The following is a 16,458-nucleotide window of genomic DNA, read 5'->3' as shown; positions in this document are numbered from 1 at the left end:
GACACCGTTCAGCGAAGTACCAGTCCGATGACGTCTTCGACGTTCCGCTGGGCCTCTGCGAATCCGATCCGGCCACTGGTCCACAGTGCAAGGGCCGTCAACATCGTGCCGCCCATTGCCACGGCCGCAACCCGCGCCGTCTCGGCCGGAATACCGTCCATCAATTCGAACAGCATTCTCCGATGGGCAGCCGCGCGCTGATCCAACGACTCGATCACGAACTGATCCGAGGACGAATGGAGTTCGATCTCGAGTCGAGCGAAGTGAGGCCTACGCTCGAATGCCTTCATCTCGCGGCGATGAAGTGCCAGAACCCGTTCGTACGCATTGCTCTCTTCGCCGCCTGTTCGCGACTCCTCAGGACGACGAGCCGATTCGAGCCCGCTCCACGCCGTCATCGCCGCAGCAAGAAGTTGCTGTTTGGTCGGAAAGTAGCGATAGAGAGTGCCTAGCGCCACGCCTGAACGCTCCGACACTTCTTTCATCTGGATTCGATCCGACGGCATCGCTGCAAGCATCTCGACCACCGCCGTGGTCAATCGTCGTCTCCGCTCGAGTTGCCCCACCGACATGAGGTCGGTATCCAGGGGAAACTCGTCGCTGCGCACAGTCACGCGCGTCACGATAGTTCAGAACCTCGACCGCAGTGCCAGGTTGCGAAGTTTCATCAGAACCCCGAAATCTAGTACATAGATTAATCACCTGCCGATCGCGCTAGGGTTAGTCCATGAATGACCGGACAACCGATGACCAGTCAACCGTCGGCGAACTCAATTTCTGGTCGTTCATCGAACTGGCCAACAAAAAGCTGGCCACCGAACACGGCTTTCGCGATCAGCTCGCCACCGAGGTTCTCCTGACGCTCAACCGAGCCTCCAACGTCGTCACGTACGATCTCGAGTCGTCGATCCACCGCCCTCGAGGCTGGTCATGGTCCTCCTTCCGACTGTTGTTCGTCACCTGGCTGGCCGGTCCGATCGAGCCGAAGGCTGCCGCCGAGCTCACCGGAATGAGTAGGGCAGCGGTCTCCAATCTGTCCAAGTCGCTGCTGGCAGACGGATTGATCGATCGCCGGCCCACCGAGAACGACGGCCGTTCGGTCCAGCTGTACCTGACCGACAACGGCCGAGAAGCCATGGTCGAAGCGTTTCGCGAGCAGAACGAACGCGAACACGCCTGGGTCAGCGTCCTGAGCGAGGCCGAACAGCGAATTCTTGTCATGCTCCTGGACAAACTGATCACCAACCGCAGCCAGTTCGACGTACGCGGACGTAACTGACATAGACCCGAACCCCCTTGGAGGGTTGCGCCCATCACATCATTTTAGTTAATGTATTTACTATCTGGTGGAGGTGAGCCAGGCAGAACAGCACAGAAGGAGCTCCGTCATGGCGTTCTATCGACAACTCGGCAACATCCCACCGAAGCGTCACACCCAACACCGTGACGAGTCCGGCAACCTCTACTACGAAGAGCTGATGGGCGAGGAAGGTTTCTCCTCGGATTCTTCGTTGCTCTACCACCGCGAGATCCCGTCGGCCATCGTCGACGCAACGGTCTGGGAACTGCGCGATCAGAGCACAACCCCCAACCATCCCCTCAAACCGCGCCATCTGAAACTCCACACACTGTTTCCCGAAAGCACCTGGAACGAGACCGACGTGGTAACCGGCCGTCGTCTCATCCTCGGAAATGCCGACGTGCGACTGTTCTACGTCGTTGCGGCGGCGCCATCTCCCCTGTACCGCAATGCAATCGGCGACGAGATGGTCTACATCGAATCTGGCGAGGCGACCGTCGAGACTGTCTTCGGCACACTCGAGGCCTGTGAAGGTGACTACGTCCTGATCCCGATGTCCACAACGCATCGATGGATCCCCAAGGGTGACAAACCACTTCGTGCCTACGCCATCGAAGCGAACAGTCACATCGTCCCGCCCAAGCGCTATCTTTCCCGCTTCGGCCAGCTACTCGAGAACGCACCGTTCTGTGAACGAGACCTGCACGGACCGACCGCGCCCATGATCGCCGAAGGCACCGACATCGAGGTACTGGTCAAGCACCGCACGTCGGCGGGCATCGTCGGCACCCGAATGGTTTATCCCACGCACCCTTTCGATGTCGTCGGTTGGGACGGATGCCTGTACCCGTACACCTTCAACATCTCCGACTACGAGCCGATCACGGGCCGTGTTCACCAGCCGCCGCCCGCGCACCAGGCATTCGAGGGGAACAACTTCGTGATCTGCAACTTCGTGCCCCGCAAGGTCGACTACCACCCCCTGTCGATCCCCGTGCCGTACTACCACTCGAACGTCGACTCGGACGAGATCATGTTCTACTGCGGCGGTGACTACGAGGCACGCAAGGGTTCCGGCATCGGGCAGGGTTCGATATCGATTCATCCCGGCGGCCACGCCCACGGCCCACAACCCGGCGCATACGAGCGAAGCATCGGCGCCGAGTTCTTCGACGAGCTGGCCGTGATGGTCGATACGTTCCGGCCCCTCGAATTGGGTGAGGGAGCCTTGGCCTGTGAAGACGAAGCGTACGCCTGGAGTTGGGCAGGGCGGGGGCCTAAGCAATGACGATCATCTCCCCACTCCTGCGCGGCCTGTGCGACGACGCAGCACTCTTCCCACCCGGCAATGCTCCTCTCGCCGAGGCAGTTCCGGCCCACGCGGCCTACCAGCAGGCGGACTATGACGCACTGGTCGGGCCCTTCGTCTTTCCCGCGCCGCGATTGAGCGAACTGGCCGCGTACGTTTCAGCTGACAACCCGGTGACGCTGAGTCTGACTGTGCCGGCCGGTCCAGCCGATACGGCGGCGGCACTGTCGAACGCGCTCGCTATCCCCGGTGTCAGCGTCGCCGCCGTCGAAGTGGGAATTCCTGACGGGTTGGACGCCGAAGCCGCCTTCGAGGAACTCGCTCCCGTCCATGCCGCTCATCCCGACCTGGACATTTTTGTCGAGGTACCCCGCGGTGATCGACGCGTGGACTTTCTGACGGCGCTCGAAACCGCCGGGTACTCCGCGAAGTTTCGCACCGGAGGAATTGTCGCCGAAGCGTACCCGGACGAGGACGAGCTCGCCGATGCCGTGATATCCGTTGTCCGAGCGGGTATCCCGTTCAAGGCGACCGCGGGACTGCATCACGGCGTGCGCAATACCGATCCGGAGACAGGTTTCGAGCAGCACGGCTTCCTCAACATCATGGTGGCCGTCAACGCTGTGAGGCGGGGCGCCGACCGCTCGGAAGTTGTTGCTGCTCTGGCGCAACGCGATGGCGAATCGATCGCGCAAGCCCTGGCCGAACTGACCGCGGACGAGGCCGGCGAGGTGCGTCGCCGCTTCCTCTCGTTCGGGACCTGTAGCATTTCGGACCCTCTCACCGAACTCGAAGGTCTCGGATTGATCGTCCGCTCCGACAAAACCGAAGGAACACTCGTATGACCGTCACGACCATCGACATTCCCGCCGACTCGTTGTTCGGGATCGACAATCTGCCATACGGCATCTTCTCCCCCGCCGGAGGATCACCGCGTGTTGGTGTTCGGGTCGCCGACTCGGTGGTCGATCTCGCAGCGACACTGGGAGATTCCGTCTTCGCCGAACCGAGTCTGAATGCGTTCATGGCGCTGGGCCGAGATCAGTGGGTATCGGTGCGTAATCGGATCACGGATCTAGCGACCGGCGAAATAGACTCGGAAGCAGTGTTTCCCGTCGACTCAGTCACAATGCACTTGCCGATCGCGGTGGCCGACTACGTGGATTTCTACGCGTCGGAAAATCATGCGACCAACCTCGGACGCCTGTTCCGACCCGACGCTGCCCCCTTGATGCCGAACTGGAAGCACCTTCCGGTCGGATACCACGGGCGCTCGAGCACCATCGTCGTCTCCGGCACCGATATCGTTCGCCCCTGCGGACAGCGCAAGTCACCCGATCAGGAAAACCCGGATTTCGGACCGTCCCGCCGCCTCGACATCGAGGCCGAAATGGGCTTCATCGTCGGAACTCCCTCGAAGATGGGCGATTCCATCACCCCGGACGACTTTGCCGAGCACGTCTTCGGCGCCGTCGTCGTGAACGACTGGTCCGCCCGGGACATCCAGGCGTGGGAATACGTCCCTCTCGGCCCGAATCTCGGGAAGAGCTTCGCGACGTCCATCTCTGCGTGGGTTGTCCCGTTACTGGCGCTCGAAGCTGCCCGAATCGATACGCCGGTGCAGGACCCCGAACCTCTCTCTTACCTGCGCGGCGAGGAGAAGTGGGGGTTGGACATCGATCTGGCCGTCGAATGGAACGGTCACGTCGTCTCCCGGCCGCCCTACGCCCAGATGTACTGGTCGCCGGCGCAGATGCTCGCGCACACCACTATCAACGGCGCAGCAGCGAGCACCGGCGATCTCTTTGCATCCGGAACCATTTCCGGACCGGACAAGGATCAGCGCGGCGCCTTCATCGAACTGACCTGGGGTGGCAAGGAACCCGTGACCGTGGGCTCCGAGACTCGAACCTTTCTCGAAGACGGCGACACCATCGCCATCTCAGCCACCGCTCCCGGCGTCGGGGGATCACGAATCGGCTTCGGGGATGTTCACGCTCGGATCCTGCCGGCAACGCAAACCGAAAGATAACGATTGACAACTGTTTGATTCACGCTGATCTGATGTCCGGAATTCCTTGCCTCACGATTCTCCGAAGATAAGCTGGACTAACCATCCAGAGCGATCGAGAGTCCTGGCTCCGTGACGTCGCAGCAACCCCCTCTGCTGAGGTGCGGGTGCTTTCTGCCAGGTCCGATGGAGGACTCGTGCCAGGCGATCGACCCCGTACCTCAGTGGGGACAGCAACTGTCGTCGTGATCGTGGGCGGTGGCCCCCGCGGGACCGGCGTACTCGAGCGAATCCTCGCTCACGAATCGGTGAACGCCGATCCCATACCGATCGACATTCACGTCGTGGACCCGTATCCGGCAGGCGCCGGCCGCATTTGGCGAGGCAGCCAGGCGCCGCTTCTGTGGATGAATTCGACAACCGCGGACGTCACGATGTTCACCGACGAGACCACCGCCGTGACCGGCCCGGTTCTGCCGGGTCCGACCCTCGCGGAATGGGTCGCCGAGCACTCGGCTGAACTTGCCGAATTCCCCGAAATCGCGGCAGAAGTTCCGATGATCAGCCCGTCGTCGTTTGCATCGAGGTCACTGCAGAGCCGATACCTGAACTGGGTGTTCCAGACTGCGGTCGACTCTGCACCAGCGCACGTCGACGTTCGGGTTCATCGACGATCCGTGGTCGACATCGTGAACGTCGGCGAGATACAGACGGTTCATCTGAACGACGGAGTTGTCATCGAAGCGACGGCCGTCCTTCTCGCGCAAGGGCACCCCGATGCGTTGGCTGCCCCGCGTGAAACCGCGCTGACCAGCTTCGCGTCCGAGCACGGGTTGACCTACGTAGGTCCGGGATACACCGCCGACCTCGACGCCGATGTCATTCCCGAACGCGAACCGGTTCTGATCGCCGGACTCGGGCTGGCTTTCATCGACTGGATGGTTCTCCTCGCCGAGAGCCGCGGCGGCGTCTTCGAACGCGGTGAGGACGGCACCCTCACTTACACTCCCTCGGGTCGGGAACCTCTGTTGTACGCCGGATCTCGTCGAGGCGTGCCGTACCACTCCAAGATTTCGTACTCGATCGCCGACGCGCGGCCACCGCTACCTCGGTTCTTCACCGCTGATCTTGTGCCCGGCGACGGGCCGTTGGATTTCCGAAACGACATCTGGCCGCTGGCGTCGAAAGAATTGGCAGGCGCCCACTATCACGAACTGTTCGCGTCGCACCCGGATCGGACGGTGGGCACCTGGGAGGAGTTCGACGCCGAATTCGCCTCGCTGGCTTGGGGATCGTCTCGATTGCAGGAACTGGTCGAGAACGCAGTTCCGAAGCCGGAAGACCGTATCGATCTCGAGCGACTGAACCGCCCACTCGGCGGTGAGCGCTACGACGGACTTGCCGAGGTCCAATCCCGGATCAACGAGTACATCTCGGCAGACGTCGCGCGGAGGTCGGACCCGTATTTCAGCGCCGACGCGGCTGTCTTCTCAGCGCTGCTGTCGACGTACATGACTGTCGGAGAATTGCTGCGGCGCGGCAGAATCCCGGCCGAATCCGTCGCCAAGGACGTCGAGGGTTGGCTTCATTCGTTCTTCAGCTTCATCGCCAGTGGTCCGCCACCCGAGCGACTGGAACAGTTGATCGCGCTCAACGAGGCCGGCATCGTCCAGTTCCTCGGGCCGGATTCAGCGTTCTCCACCGAAATCGACCCGGCAACGGGGGCTGGGATCTTTGTCGCTCGCAGTGCGTCGCACACCGACATCGTGGCCGCGAACACCCTCGTCGAAGCACGCTTGCCGGTTGCGTCCATCAGCGCGAGCGGTGACTCGCTCCTGCGGACGCTTCACGGTCGGGGCGAGGCAGTCGAACTTCGTGCGACCGTCGACAGTTCGGCGAAGCTCGCCGTCGACGGTACTTCACGAATTCTCGACCAGGACAACACAGCTCATCCTCGCCGCTTCGCGGCCGGGCCGTGGGTTGCAGGCCACAACTGGTCGGCGGCTTTCCCTCGTCCCCGTACCAATGCGGGGTTTTTCCGGCACAACGACGCCCTGGCGGCGGAGATTTTGGGCGCTGCGCGCCTGTGAGCGATTAGGGAGTCCAGAGACTCCCTAACCGCTCACGGGGGCTGCGCCCCTCCTAGCTGAACACCAACTCACCCTCGTCAACCGCGACGGTGATACTGCCGCCCTCTTCGAGGAGATCATCGAGCAGCATGTCGGCGATCTTGTCGTCGACCACACGCTGAATCGAACGACGCAACGGGCGAGCCCCGAACTCGGGTTGATGCCCGTGCTCGGCAATCCAGTCCACTGCGTCGGCGGTGAACTCGATGTCGATGCCCTTGGACTGCAACCGCTTCCGGCTGTCGTCGAGCAACAGATCAGTGATCCGGTGCAGTTGCTCGGTGTCGAGCTTGCGGAAGATCACTATCTCGTCGATGCGGTTGAGGAACTCCGGCCGCATCGATTCGCGCAACCTGGCCATCACGCGGTCGCGCAGTGGCTTCTCCGCCGACTCTGCATCACCTGTGGTGAAGCCCAGTCCACCGGACTTGCTCGAAATGATGTCCGAGCCGAGATTGCTGGTCATGATCACGACGGTGTTCTTGAAGTCCACCGTCCGACCCTGGCCGTCGGTCAGACGCCCGTCGTCGAGCACCTGGAGCAAGGTGTTGAACACGTCCGGGTGTGCCTTTTCAATCTCGTCGAGCAGGATCACCGAGTACGGGTTACGACGCACCTGTTCCGTGAGCTGTCCGGCCTCGCCGTAGCCGACATATCCGGGAGGAGCACCGACCAATCGGCTTACCGTATGCCTCTCACCGAACTCACTCATGTCGAAGCGCAGCATCTTGTTCTCGTCACCGAAGAGTGTGGCAGCCAGAGCTTTTGCGAGCTCCGTCTTGCCGACACCGGTAGGTCCGAGGAACAGGAAGCTACCGACGGGACGATCCGGATCGCTCATACCGGTCCGGCTACGACGCACCGCACGCGCGATTGCGCGAACGGCGTCATCTTGCCCGATGACACGACCGTGCAGTTCCTCTTCCAGACGGCGCAGGCGATCTTTCTCTGCTTGAGTCATCTGACTGGCCGGAATACCCGTGGCACGGGCGACAACTTCGGCGATCTGTTCAGCAGTCACATCCGGAGTTTCCTCGGAAGGAACCGAGGACCCTGCCTTCTCGAGACGCTTTGCGACGCCGTTGATCTCGTCACGCAGGGTCGACGCCTTCTCGTACAATTCGTCGGCGACGGCTTTCTCCTTGTCGCTCTCGAGCTGCTCGAGACGTTGCTGCAGAGCAGCGGTGTCCACCGTGGCAGTCTTCAAACGAAGCCTGGCGCCGGCCTGGTCGATCAAGTCGATTGCCTTGTCCGGCAAGAACCTGTCGCCGATGTAACGTGCCGACAGCTCCACCGCAGCGGTGATCGCCTCGTCGGTGTAGTGGACCTTGTGGTGATCCTCGTACCGACTGCGCAGTCCGCTCAAGATGGCGATCGCGTCCTCGATCGACGGCTCTCCGACCTGTACGGGCTGGAAGCGCCGCTCGAGCGCGGGATCCTTCTCGATGTTCTTGCGGTATTCGTCGAGCGTGGTGGCGCCGACGATGTGCAGTTCACCGCGAGCGAGCTTGGGCTTGAGGATGTTTCCGGCATCCATCGCACCTTCGGCGCCGCCTCCGGCACCGGCGATGGTGTGCATCTCGTCGATGAAGACGATCAGCTCGTCCTTGTGTGCGGTGATCTCGTCGATCACCTTGGTCAGCCGTTCCTCGAAGTCTCCGCGGTAGCGAGTACCCGAGACCATGCTCGAGAGTTCGAGCTGGACTATCCTCTTGCCCACCAACGATTCCGGGACATCCCCGTCGACGATGCGCTGGGCGAGACCTTCGACGATGGCAGTCTTGCCGACGCCTGCTTCACCCACCAGGACGGGGTTGTTCTTGGTGCGGCGGGAGAGGATCTCGATGGTCTGTTCGATCTCGTCGGCGCGGCCGATCACCGGATCGACGCCGCCGTTGCGTGCGCGATCGGTGAGATCGACGCCGTACTTGTCGAGCGTCGGTGTGGTGGACTCGTCTTCGACTGGACCGGCTGCAGGATTCTGAACCGCTGCCTGCAGCTTCTCCGGCGTGATGCCGGCCGAAGCGAGCAGACGACCCGGAACATGATCGGGGTCACCAGCCAATGCGATGAAGAGGTGTTCGGGATCGATGTACGTCGATCCCAGGGCTCGGGCCAGTTGATGAGCCTCGAGCAGAGCGGTTTTCACGGCGCTGCTGAGCGCAGGAGCAGAGTAGGCCCCCTGCTCACGGCCTTGTGGCAGCCGCAGATCGACGGCGTCGACCACGGATTTCGGGTCGGCTCCGGCGCGCTGCATGAGCGTGCGGACCGGATCCTGCTCCGCCATGACGCGGAGAACGTGCAGTGCATCGAGATCCGAATCACCGCGAGCAGCCGCTACACGTGCAGCGTCAGCCATGAGTTGCTGGGTGGCCCTGCTCATGAGCCGGGAAATATCGATGCGACCGGGACCCTCGGGCCCGAAGAATGCTGGCATTCCGAAGCCTCCTTGCAGAAAGTTGAGCGTTACTGACTCAATTAACGTGCATGGGGCTCGATCAATTCCCGCGGGCTCAGATTTGTTTCAACACCTTCGGGCCACAGATCGTTCTCAACTACCGAAGGATCCGGTAGATCGACCGACCGGGTACGCCTCGACGTGCATGATCACCGATCCCTCGCAGGGACCACTCGCGATGTCGGTACGCCACGAACCTTTCAGACTGCCATCGGGCTGAGGTGTGTAATACGCCTCGGAGTGCGCCGGTGCCCACACCTTGGGCACGCCTTCCCCCTGGTAGCAATCCCACTCCCAGTCATAGGGGTGCACCCAACTGGTTCCGTCCCAGGTGTATCGCGCAGGCTGCGGCAACGTCGGATTGGCGGGAGCCGGACCGCCGACCACTGTGGCGATACAGACTCCGCTCGAGCAATCCGTCTCGAACGTGTATGTATCGGAGAAATCCGGCTCCCACTGGCTGGCGGCCAGACTTGTGCCCGTCTTGGTCGCGGCGAAACGCTTGAGCGAGTAATCACCGGACCAGTTCGCATCCGCAGCCCCCGCGGGCATCGCTCCGGCGACAAACCACGTAGCAACGAGAGCAACCACCAGCAATGACTTTCGCATGCGTGAAGTGAATCACAAGCTATGTCCGAATTGTCGGATACTGACCACAAGAACACCGACGACGATCAGCACCAGCGAAACCAACGGCAACGCTCCCGCACCCCCGTCCGCCAAGATCAGCCCGCCCACGACGCCGCCCGCTGCGATCGCCGCATTGAAGATCGTCACGAAAACCGATTGCGCAGTGTCCACAGCGTCGCCCGTCGTGTCGGCGAGCGCAGTCTGAAGGAGAGTGGGAGCGCCTCCGAATGCCACGCCCCATACCGCAACGCTGAGTGCGATCACTGCGAAGCTGTCACCGCCGACGCCCAACGCCGTCAAAGCTGCGGCAAAGACCACCAAGCTCAGCACGGTGAGACTTCGAAGGGCCCGGTCGACAAACACCCCGACCACACCGATGCCCACGAAGGCGAAAAGTCCGAACACGAACAAAACGATTCCCAACCGATCGCCGAAACCGATGCGATCCAGAAACGCCGCCAGATACGTGTACACGATGTTGTGCGCGAAGATCCACAAGAACGCGACAAACAGAATCGCTCGTACGCCCGGCAGGACCAGGACTTTCCGCACCGACAGCTGCCGATCCGCTTGTTGCCCGGGAAAGTCCGGCATCACCGTGAGTATCCACACGACCAGAAGTAGCGCAGCAACCGACATCACGGCGAAGACTACGCGCCAATCGGCCAGGGTCCCGAGCCACGCACCCATCGGAACGCCGATTGCCAGCGCGATCGACTGTCCGACGGAGGCAACCGCAACGGCCCGCCCCTGCAGATGAGGGGGCGCCATCCTGCGTGCGTACCCCGCAAGCAACCCCCACACCACACCTGCTGCCATGCCCGCCAGCAACCGAACACCCAAGGTGAGAACAAGATTCGACGACAGCGCTGTCACCAGATTGAAGACACCGAATCCAACAGTCGCCGACACCAGGACAGCACGCCGTCGCAGTCCTCGGGTCAATGCGATCAGTGGTACCGCCCCGACGACCGAGCCCAACGCGTATGCAGTGACCAATTGCCCGGCGCCGGAGACAGATACGGCCAGCCCTGACCCGATCTGCACCAGTAGTCCGGCCGGCATGGTTTCGGTTGTGATTGCTATGAAACCTGCCATTGCGAGTGCCGACAACCCGGCCAGCGGTAGCGTCCGGACGGAATCGGTCTCCGCCAGTGCCGAAGTCGCAGTCCCGTCCGAGTTCGCGCTCACCTCGTCGGTGTTTCGGGACTGCCTTCACCCGACTGGCCGGAACGGACCAGTTCTGCAATCGACGCCCAGTCCATCTCGCCCTGACCGTTCGCCAGAGCCTGAGCGAGCACGCCTCGAAGTACGCCGCCGAACGGCAAATCCAGATCGACGCTGTCGGCGGCGTCGAGCGCAAGCCTCAAATCCTTGAGGCCCAGAGTGGTGGTGAATCCTGCAGGCTCGTACTGACGCGTCGCGACGAGGTTTCCGTAGCTGGAGTAGACCGGCCCCGGGAAGATCGTCGAGGTCAGCAGTTCTACGAGTTGGCTTCCGTCCACACCTGACCTCTCCCCCAATGTGATTGCCTCACCCAAGGATTGAATCGCGGCAAGGATGAGGTAGTTGCCGATGATCTTGACGATGTTGGCCTGCTCCGGACGCTCACCTTGTGGCCACGTGCGAGCCCCGATGACGTCGAGGAAGGGTCGCACTCGCTCGAGGAGGGAACTGTCGCCGCCGGCGATGATGTTCAACTGGCCAGCCTGAGCAACAGAAACGCGTCCGAATACCGGCGCCGCGATGTACCCGATGCCGTACTCGGCGTGCAGTGCTGCGGCGCGCTTGGCAAGGCCGACGCTGACGGTGGCCATGTTGACGTGCACGGTTCCAGTCGGAACGGATGCGAGTACGGCGGGATCCAGAATGGCCGCAGACACGGCCGAATCATCCGCCAACATCGACAGCACAACACCGGACTGGAATGCCTCGGCAACGGTTTTCGCGCCGGTCGCCCCTTCCGCGACCAATTCGGCTACCGCTTCAGGGCTGCGATTCCACACCGTCACGTCGAAGCCTGCACCCATCAGATTTCGAGCGATGGGACGACCCATCGCACCCAAACCGACCACGGAAACAGAAGTCATGGATTTCCCTCTCGAAAATGTTGAACCATCTAAGACGGTTCAACACTCTCACACAGGTACAGTTGCTGTCGAACCGGTTGAGATGGTTCGCTACAAAGGAGGATGAAAGTGAACGAAGCAGGAGCTGATCAATCCGCTCGGGACGTGTTTCGACTCGACAACGACACGCTCGCCTTTCGCTTCACCGCCACCCTCACCAATCGGAACGGCTCGAGGTTCGAACGACTCACGAGCCCGCAGCGACTCGAATTATGGTTACGCGCCAACGATCTGATGGACACCCCAGCAACCGCGACAGAAGACGACCTCCGCGGCGCGCAGGATTTACGTGAGGCCATTCATCGCATCGGAACCGCCGTATGCGAGGACCGCCGCGCCTCACGCGCCGATGTCGGGATCGTCAACACCGCATCCGAACTCGGTGATGCCCACCTCGTCCTCGAGAGTGGCCGGGCCCTCTGGAAATCAGCCGGAGACAATCCGATCCGCGACGCTTTGTCGATAGTGGCTGCCGACGCGATCGCGGTGCTCGGTGGACCCGACCGCGACCGCGTCAAAGTCTGCCAGGGCGACGGGTGCACCGGCCTCTACGTCGACACCAGCCGCGGCAACAACCGACGCTGGTGCTCGATGAACATCTGCGGAAACAAAGCCAAGAAATCCGCGATGACCGCTCGCGCCGACTAGCTCATCTCACCTTCACCGCGACTCCATTTCGCCGCCACTCGGTTCCACAGCTTCTCGATCGGCGTCGACAGCAGGAGAAGAAACAGCGGGAAGTACGACGTCACCGGAACGAGCACACTGACGAGCAGCGCCACCACCATGATCAGGAAAGTGACGATTTCAGCGGTGAAATGCGGCTTCGCATTCTCTTCGCTCAACGAAGGGTTGCGAACCAGACCCCACGCGACCACCGCCAGGCACGCAGCACTGGCTGCCATTGTCCCGATGTAGAGAGCCCTGGTTCCGAGATCCTGCGACGGCGCTGCAACGAGCGCAGTCGGGAACGGCAAGAACACGATGGTCATCACCCACAACCCCAGCCCGCGCACAACCACCTTGTCTCCGTCGACCACGAAACGAAGCAGCCGATGCTGCGACCACCAGAGACGGAAGATCACCAGAAAGCTCAGGGCGAACGAATAGAACTGCGCAGCGTGATCGCGCAGGAGTTCCGACGTGGTGCCGTGGTGGTCACTGGTGAGTTCGACCAGCGGCAGGACGAGCAGCGTGATCGCAATGGCGACAATCGCGTCGACGAAAGTGACGTAGCGCTCGAAGTAGCGGGTGCGTTCCGCAATCTCAGCCATTGCGGAAGCATAAGCCTCACAACAAGAAACAGACCGGCGACGCCACTTTGCGGGAGGCGGTATCCCGAAACATACAATTAACGAATCAAATTCGTTATACCTCTTGACCGAGGCAGGGCCCATCCCCATACTTAACGAATCACATTCATTAAGTGACTCGCATCACGCCATCAGGGGTCGGTTCCGCCACCCCCTTCAGGACATGGGGTTGCCCTAGTGCCAATCAACACTTCTGCGATTACGCAGTCCGACCGGGTTCCACTCACCGCCAACCGCGGTATTGCCGTCTTCAGCATCGGTGTCATGGGATTCATCACCGCGAACCTCATCCCCCTGATGATCGTGGCAATGGTCGAGGACCTCGGTGTCACCGAATCCGCCGCCGGTGCCGTCCTGACCGCATCGCTGCTGGTCTGCGCGTTCACCTGCCTCGCCACCACTCGTATCGCATCGGGTCGGCATCGTCATCTCCTCGGCCGCGTCAGCCTGATGGCAATGGCGGCCGCATTCGGCGTTGCGGCCATCGCACCGTCCACGATGATCGCGTGTACCGCGATCATCGTGGGCGGCATCGGCGCTGGCGGATCTGCATCCGTTGGTGGAGCGGCACTGGCCGCGCTCACGAACCCGGACCGGGCGTCAAGCATCAGCGGCCTCGTGAACCGTGTCGTCGTCACAGCCGTCCTCGCTCTCATACCCATCCTCGGCACACACATGACCAACGCATTCGGCATCGTCGCAGTCCTGGCACTGGCTACCGCAGCAACGGTCACCTGGTTGCCGTCATCCCCGGTGAAAGAGTCGCCGGAGACGGCGAAGTCCGCCAAGACGACCACCACTCTCCCCGCCGGGGTAAGCGCGAAACGACTCACTTTTGCCGGAACCGCATTTCTCGCGATGCTTGCAGTCTGGGCGATCAGCGAAGACTCACTGTGGGCAGTACTCGGCATCATGGGTTCCGAGCACGCCGGACTCTCGGATCAACAAATGAGTCTCGCGCTGAGCGCATCAACGGCGGGTGGCGTGCTCGCGGCTGTTACTTTGACCGCGTTGGGTTCTCGGGTCAGTCGGACAGTATCGATCTCCGTGCTACTGATACTCGGGGCAATCCTGAAGCTGTCTGCCAGCCTCACCACCGATCCCACGATCTACCTGGTACTGGTCATCGCCTGGAACACTGTCTACGCGGCCACGTTCATCGTCTTGGTTGCCATCTCGGCCGCGCTCGACGCCGCCGGCCGATGGTCGGCCCCACTACTGGGCACCTACCTCATCGGCTCCGCGTTCGCGCCGCTGTTCGGCACTTCGGTGACGGCCAGCCTCGGGTATCCGACCTTCGGAGTCATCATCTCCGGGATCAGCTTCGTTCTATTAGTCCCGTTCGCCTTGGTTTCCCGACTCTCCGCACGTACCGAGGGTGCGTATCGTCACCACAGCGCCGCCATCACTACTACCGTCATCGCGTAAGGATCACGTAGAAGTCATGAATGACAGCTTCACTCACTACCGCAACGGAAAGATCTTCACGGCTGCCGACGACGGATGGGCCGAATCGATAGTCGTCGAGAACCACAAGCTCAGATTCGTGGGCGAAACCGTCTATGCCGATATCCTGGCTCCCGACGCCGAGGTGATCGATCTCCAAGGCGCCGTCGTGCTACCCGGTTTCGTCGACGCCCATACACATTTGGTCATGATGGGATTCGCGCTGCAGAAGTTGGATCTGCGTGATGCCACCGATCTCGCCGACATTCAGTCCAGCATCAAGCAATTCGCGGAATCGAACCCGGACGCACCACGCCTGCTGGGTCGCAGTTGGTTGTTCTCCGCGCTGGATGGAGGGCACCCGACGCGAGAGATGATCGACGCCGTCGTGCCCGATCGCCCGGTGTACCTCGACGCCAACGACGTACATTCGGTCTGGGTGAACACTGCAGCACTGCGAGAACTCGGCATCGACGCGGACACGCCCGATCCGATCGGCGGTCGTATCGGCCGGGATCCGGACACCGGAGAAGCCACCGGAATGCTGTACGAGACCGCCATGATGCTCTACGTCTGGCCGAAACTGGCGGAGCTCGCATCCGACGAGGACCGGGACGCCGCCCTCGCGCTCGCGTTCCGCCACTATCTCGAGGACGGCGTGACCGGCGCGGTCGACATGGCTCTCGGCGCGGACGAATTAGCTTCGCTGGAAAGAGCATTGGATGCAGGAGACGGCACATTGCCGCTGCGCGTCGCGGCTCACTGGCTGATGACCCGCGAGGACAACGAGGCTGACAACGTCCGACAAGTTCACGACGTGATCGAACTCCACGAGCGCGTCCAAGGTCCGTGGCTCCGTATCGCCGGAATCAAGATCATCATCGACGGTGTGATCGACAGCTGCACTGCCGCAATGAAAGAGCCGTACTCTGACGGCACCAACGCCGAGCCCATCTGGGATCTCGAGTCCTTGATCCCCGTCGTGACAGCCGCTGACGCCGCAGGCCTGCAGATCGCGATGCACGCGATCGGCGACGAGGCGTCGGAGATCGGATTGACGGCACTCGAGTACGCGATCGCCGCCAACGGAGACATTCCCCGCAGGCACCGAATGGAACACTTGGAGTCCATCACCCGGGACAACGTCGAAAGGCTTGCCCGCCTGGGAATCATCGCCTCGATGCAACCGGTTCACGCTGACCCTGCTATCCAAGAGAACTGGCAGGCGATGCTCGGCGACTACCGGGTGAATCGCGCGTACCCCTGGCCCGAATTCACCGAGGCCGGAGCGGTTCTGGCGTTGGGTTCGGACGCTCCGACGGCGCCCCACCCGCCGCTGCCGAACATGTTCATCGCCACCACCCGTCGATCCGCAATCGATCCGTCACTGGCACCCAACCTGCCGGGGTACGCACTCCCCCTCGCGGACGCGCTGGCTCACGCAACCCGCGACGCTGCCTACTCGTGCCGGTGGGAAGATGTGACCGGCCAACTGGTTCGGGGAAAAGCAGCCGATTTTGTCGTACTGAAACAAGATCCGTTCGCCGAAGGGGTCGATTCTCTCCTGACCACGGAAATCGCGATGACCGTGGTTGCCGGATCCGTGCGATACGACTCCGCTCGAGCCACAAACACCGAAGCCGTCAACACCGAAGCCCGATAGCTGATCGTTATCAGTTGTTCGATAACGCACGCATGCGGCCCGGCGACAGAACGAGGGAGGGACTTGAACA

At 61.9% G+C, this 16,458-nt stretch carries 14 protein-coding genes; 8 read left to right on the top strand and 6 right to left on the bottom strand.

The window, feature by feature from the left end:
- Nucleotides 1–8 precede the first annotated feature (8 nt).
- Complete coding sequence (locus QMA15_RS00820) at nt 9–623, bottom strand: TetR/AcrR family transcriptional regulator (protein ID WP_041815189.1); 615 nt, start codon at nt 621–623, stop codon at nt 9–11.
- A gap of 104 nt (nt 624–727) precedes the next feature.
- Here QMA15_RS00820 and QMA15_RS00815 point away from each other — a divergent pair, with 104 nt between their 5' ends.
- From QMA15_RS00815 to QMA15_RS00795, 5 genes are all read left to right on the top strand, one after another.
- Nucleotides 728–1,279, top strand: a complete 552-nt coding sequence (locus QMA15_RS00815; protein WP_279163585.1) for a MarR family transcriptional regulator — start codon at nt 728–730, stop codon at nt 1,277–1,279.
- A gap of 109 nt (nt 1,280–1,388) precedes the next feature.
- Nucleotides 1,389–2,588: a homogentisate 1,2-dioxygenase gene (locus QMA15_RS00810; RefSeq protein WP_279163584.1), complete on the top strand. Its 1,200-nt coding sequence runs from the start codon at nt 1,389–1,391 to the stop codon at nt 2,586–2,588.
- Complete coding sequence (locus tag QMA15_RS00805) at nt 2,585–3,454, top strand: hypothetical protein (protein ID WP_019745014.1); 870 nt, start codon at nt 2,585–2,587, stop codon at nt 3,452–3,454. The genes QMA15_RS00810 and QMA15_RS00805 overlap by 4 nt, the downstream gene beginning before the upstream one ends.
- Complete coding sequence (fahA, locus tag QMA15_RS00800) at nt 3,451–4,641, top strand: fumarylacetoacetase (RefSeq protein WP_279163583.1); 1,191 nt, start codon at nt 3,451–3,453, stop codon at nt 4,639–4,641. Before QMA15_RS00805 ends, fahA begins: the two co-directional genes overlap by 4 nt.
- Nucleotides 4,642–4,844: 203 nt before the next feature.
- Entirely contained in the window at nt 4,845–6,710 is a 1,866-nt protein-coding gene (locus QMA15_RS00795; protein WP_279163582.1) for an FAD/NAD(P)-binding domain-containing protein, read from the top strand.
- 52 nt (nt 6,711–6,762) lie between these two features.
- Here the strand turns inward: QMA15_RS00795 and QMA15_RS00790 are convergent, their stop codons facing one another.
- The 4 genes from QMA15_RS00790 to QMA15_RS00775 form a co-directional block, all read right to left on the bottom strand.
- Nucleotides 6,763–9,186, bottom strand: coding sequence for an ATP-dependent Clp protease ATP-binding subunit (locus QMA15_RS00790; protein ID WP_019745017.1), 2,424 nt, complete (start codon nt 9,184–9,186; stop codon nt 6,763–6,765).
- Nucleotides 9,187–9,300: 114 nt separating this feature from the next.
- On the bottom strand, nt 9,301–9,816 hold the full coding sequence (locus QMA15_RS00785; protein ID WP_019745018.1) for a hypothetical protein: 516 nt from the start codon (nt 9,814–9,816) through the stop codon (nt 9,301–9,303).
- A 12-nt stretch (nt 9,817–9,828) separates the two neighbouring features.
- A complete protein-coding gene (locus QMA15_RS00780; protein ID WP_279163581.1) occupies nt 9,829–11,028 on the bottom strand; it encodes an MFS transporter in 1,200 nt (399 codons plus the stop codon).
- On the bottom strand, nt 11,025–11,927 hold the full coding sequence (locus tag QMA15_RS00775) for an NAD(P)-dependent oxidoreductase (protein ID WP_279163580.1): 903 nt from the start codon (nt 11,925–11,927) through the stop codon (nt 11,025–11,027). The genes QMA15_RS00780 and QMA15_RS00775 overlap by 4 nt, the downstream gene beginning before the upstream one ends.
- 102 nt (nt 11,928–12,029) lie before the next feature.
- On the opposite strand from QMA15_RS00775, the gene QMA15_RS00770 reads away from it, so the two are divergent.
- Nucleotides 12,030–12,614: an ABATE domain-containing protein gene (locus QMA15_RS00770; protein ID WP_279163579.1), complete on the top strand. Its 585-nt coding sequence runs from the start codon at nt 12,030–12,032 to the stop codon at nt 12,612–12,614.
- On the opposite strand, the gene QMA15_RS00765 is transcribed toward QMA15_RS00770, so the two are convergent.
- A complete protein-coding gene (locus QMA15_RS00765) occupies nt 12,611–13,240 on the bottom strand; it encodes a TMEM175 family protein (protein WP_019745022.1) in 630 nt (209 codons plus the stop codon). The genes QMA15_RS00770 and QMA15_RS00765 overlap by 4 nt on opposite strands.
- Nucleotides 13,241–13,456: 216 nt before the next feature.
- On the opposite strand from QMA15_RS00765, the gene QMA15_RS00760 reads away from it, so the two are divergent.
- On the top strand, nt 13,457–14,707 hold the full coding sequence (locus QMA15_RS00760; protein ID WP_021345348.1) for an MFS transporter: 1,251 nt from the start codon (nt 13,457–13,459) through the stop codon (nt 14,705–14,707).
- 16 nt (nt 14,708–14,723) lie between these two features.
- Nucleotides 14,724–16,388: an amidohydrolase gene (locus QMA15_RS00755; protein ID WP_279163578.1), complete on the top strand. Its 1,665-nt coding sequence runs from the start codon at nt 14,724–14,726 to the stop codon at nt 16,386–16,388.
- The last annotated feature ends 70 nt before the right edge of the window (nt 16,389–16,458 follow it).

This window comes from Rhodococcus sp. APC 3903 (genome assembly GCF_030407755.1).
Taxonomy (GTDB): domain Bacteria; phylum Actinomycetota; class Actinomycetes; order Mycobacteriales; family Mycobacteriaceae; genus Rhodococcus_F; species Rhodococcus_F erythropolis.
Note: the sequence above shows the minus strand (reverse complement) of the source record. Positions and strands in the feature narration are given on the sequence as shown.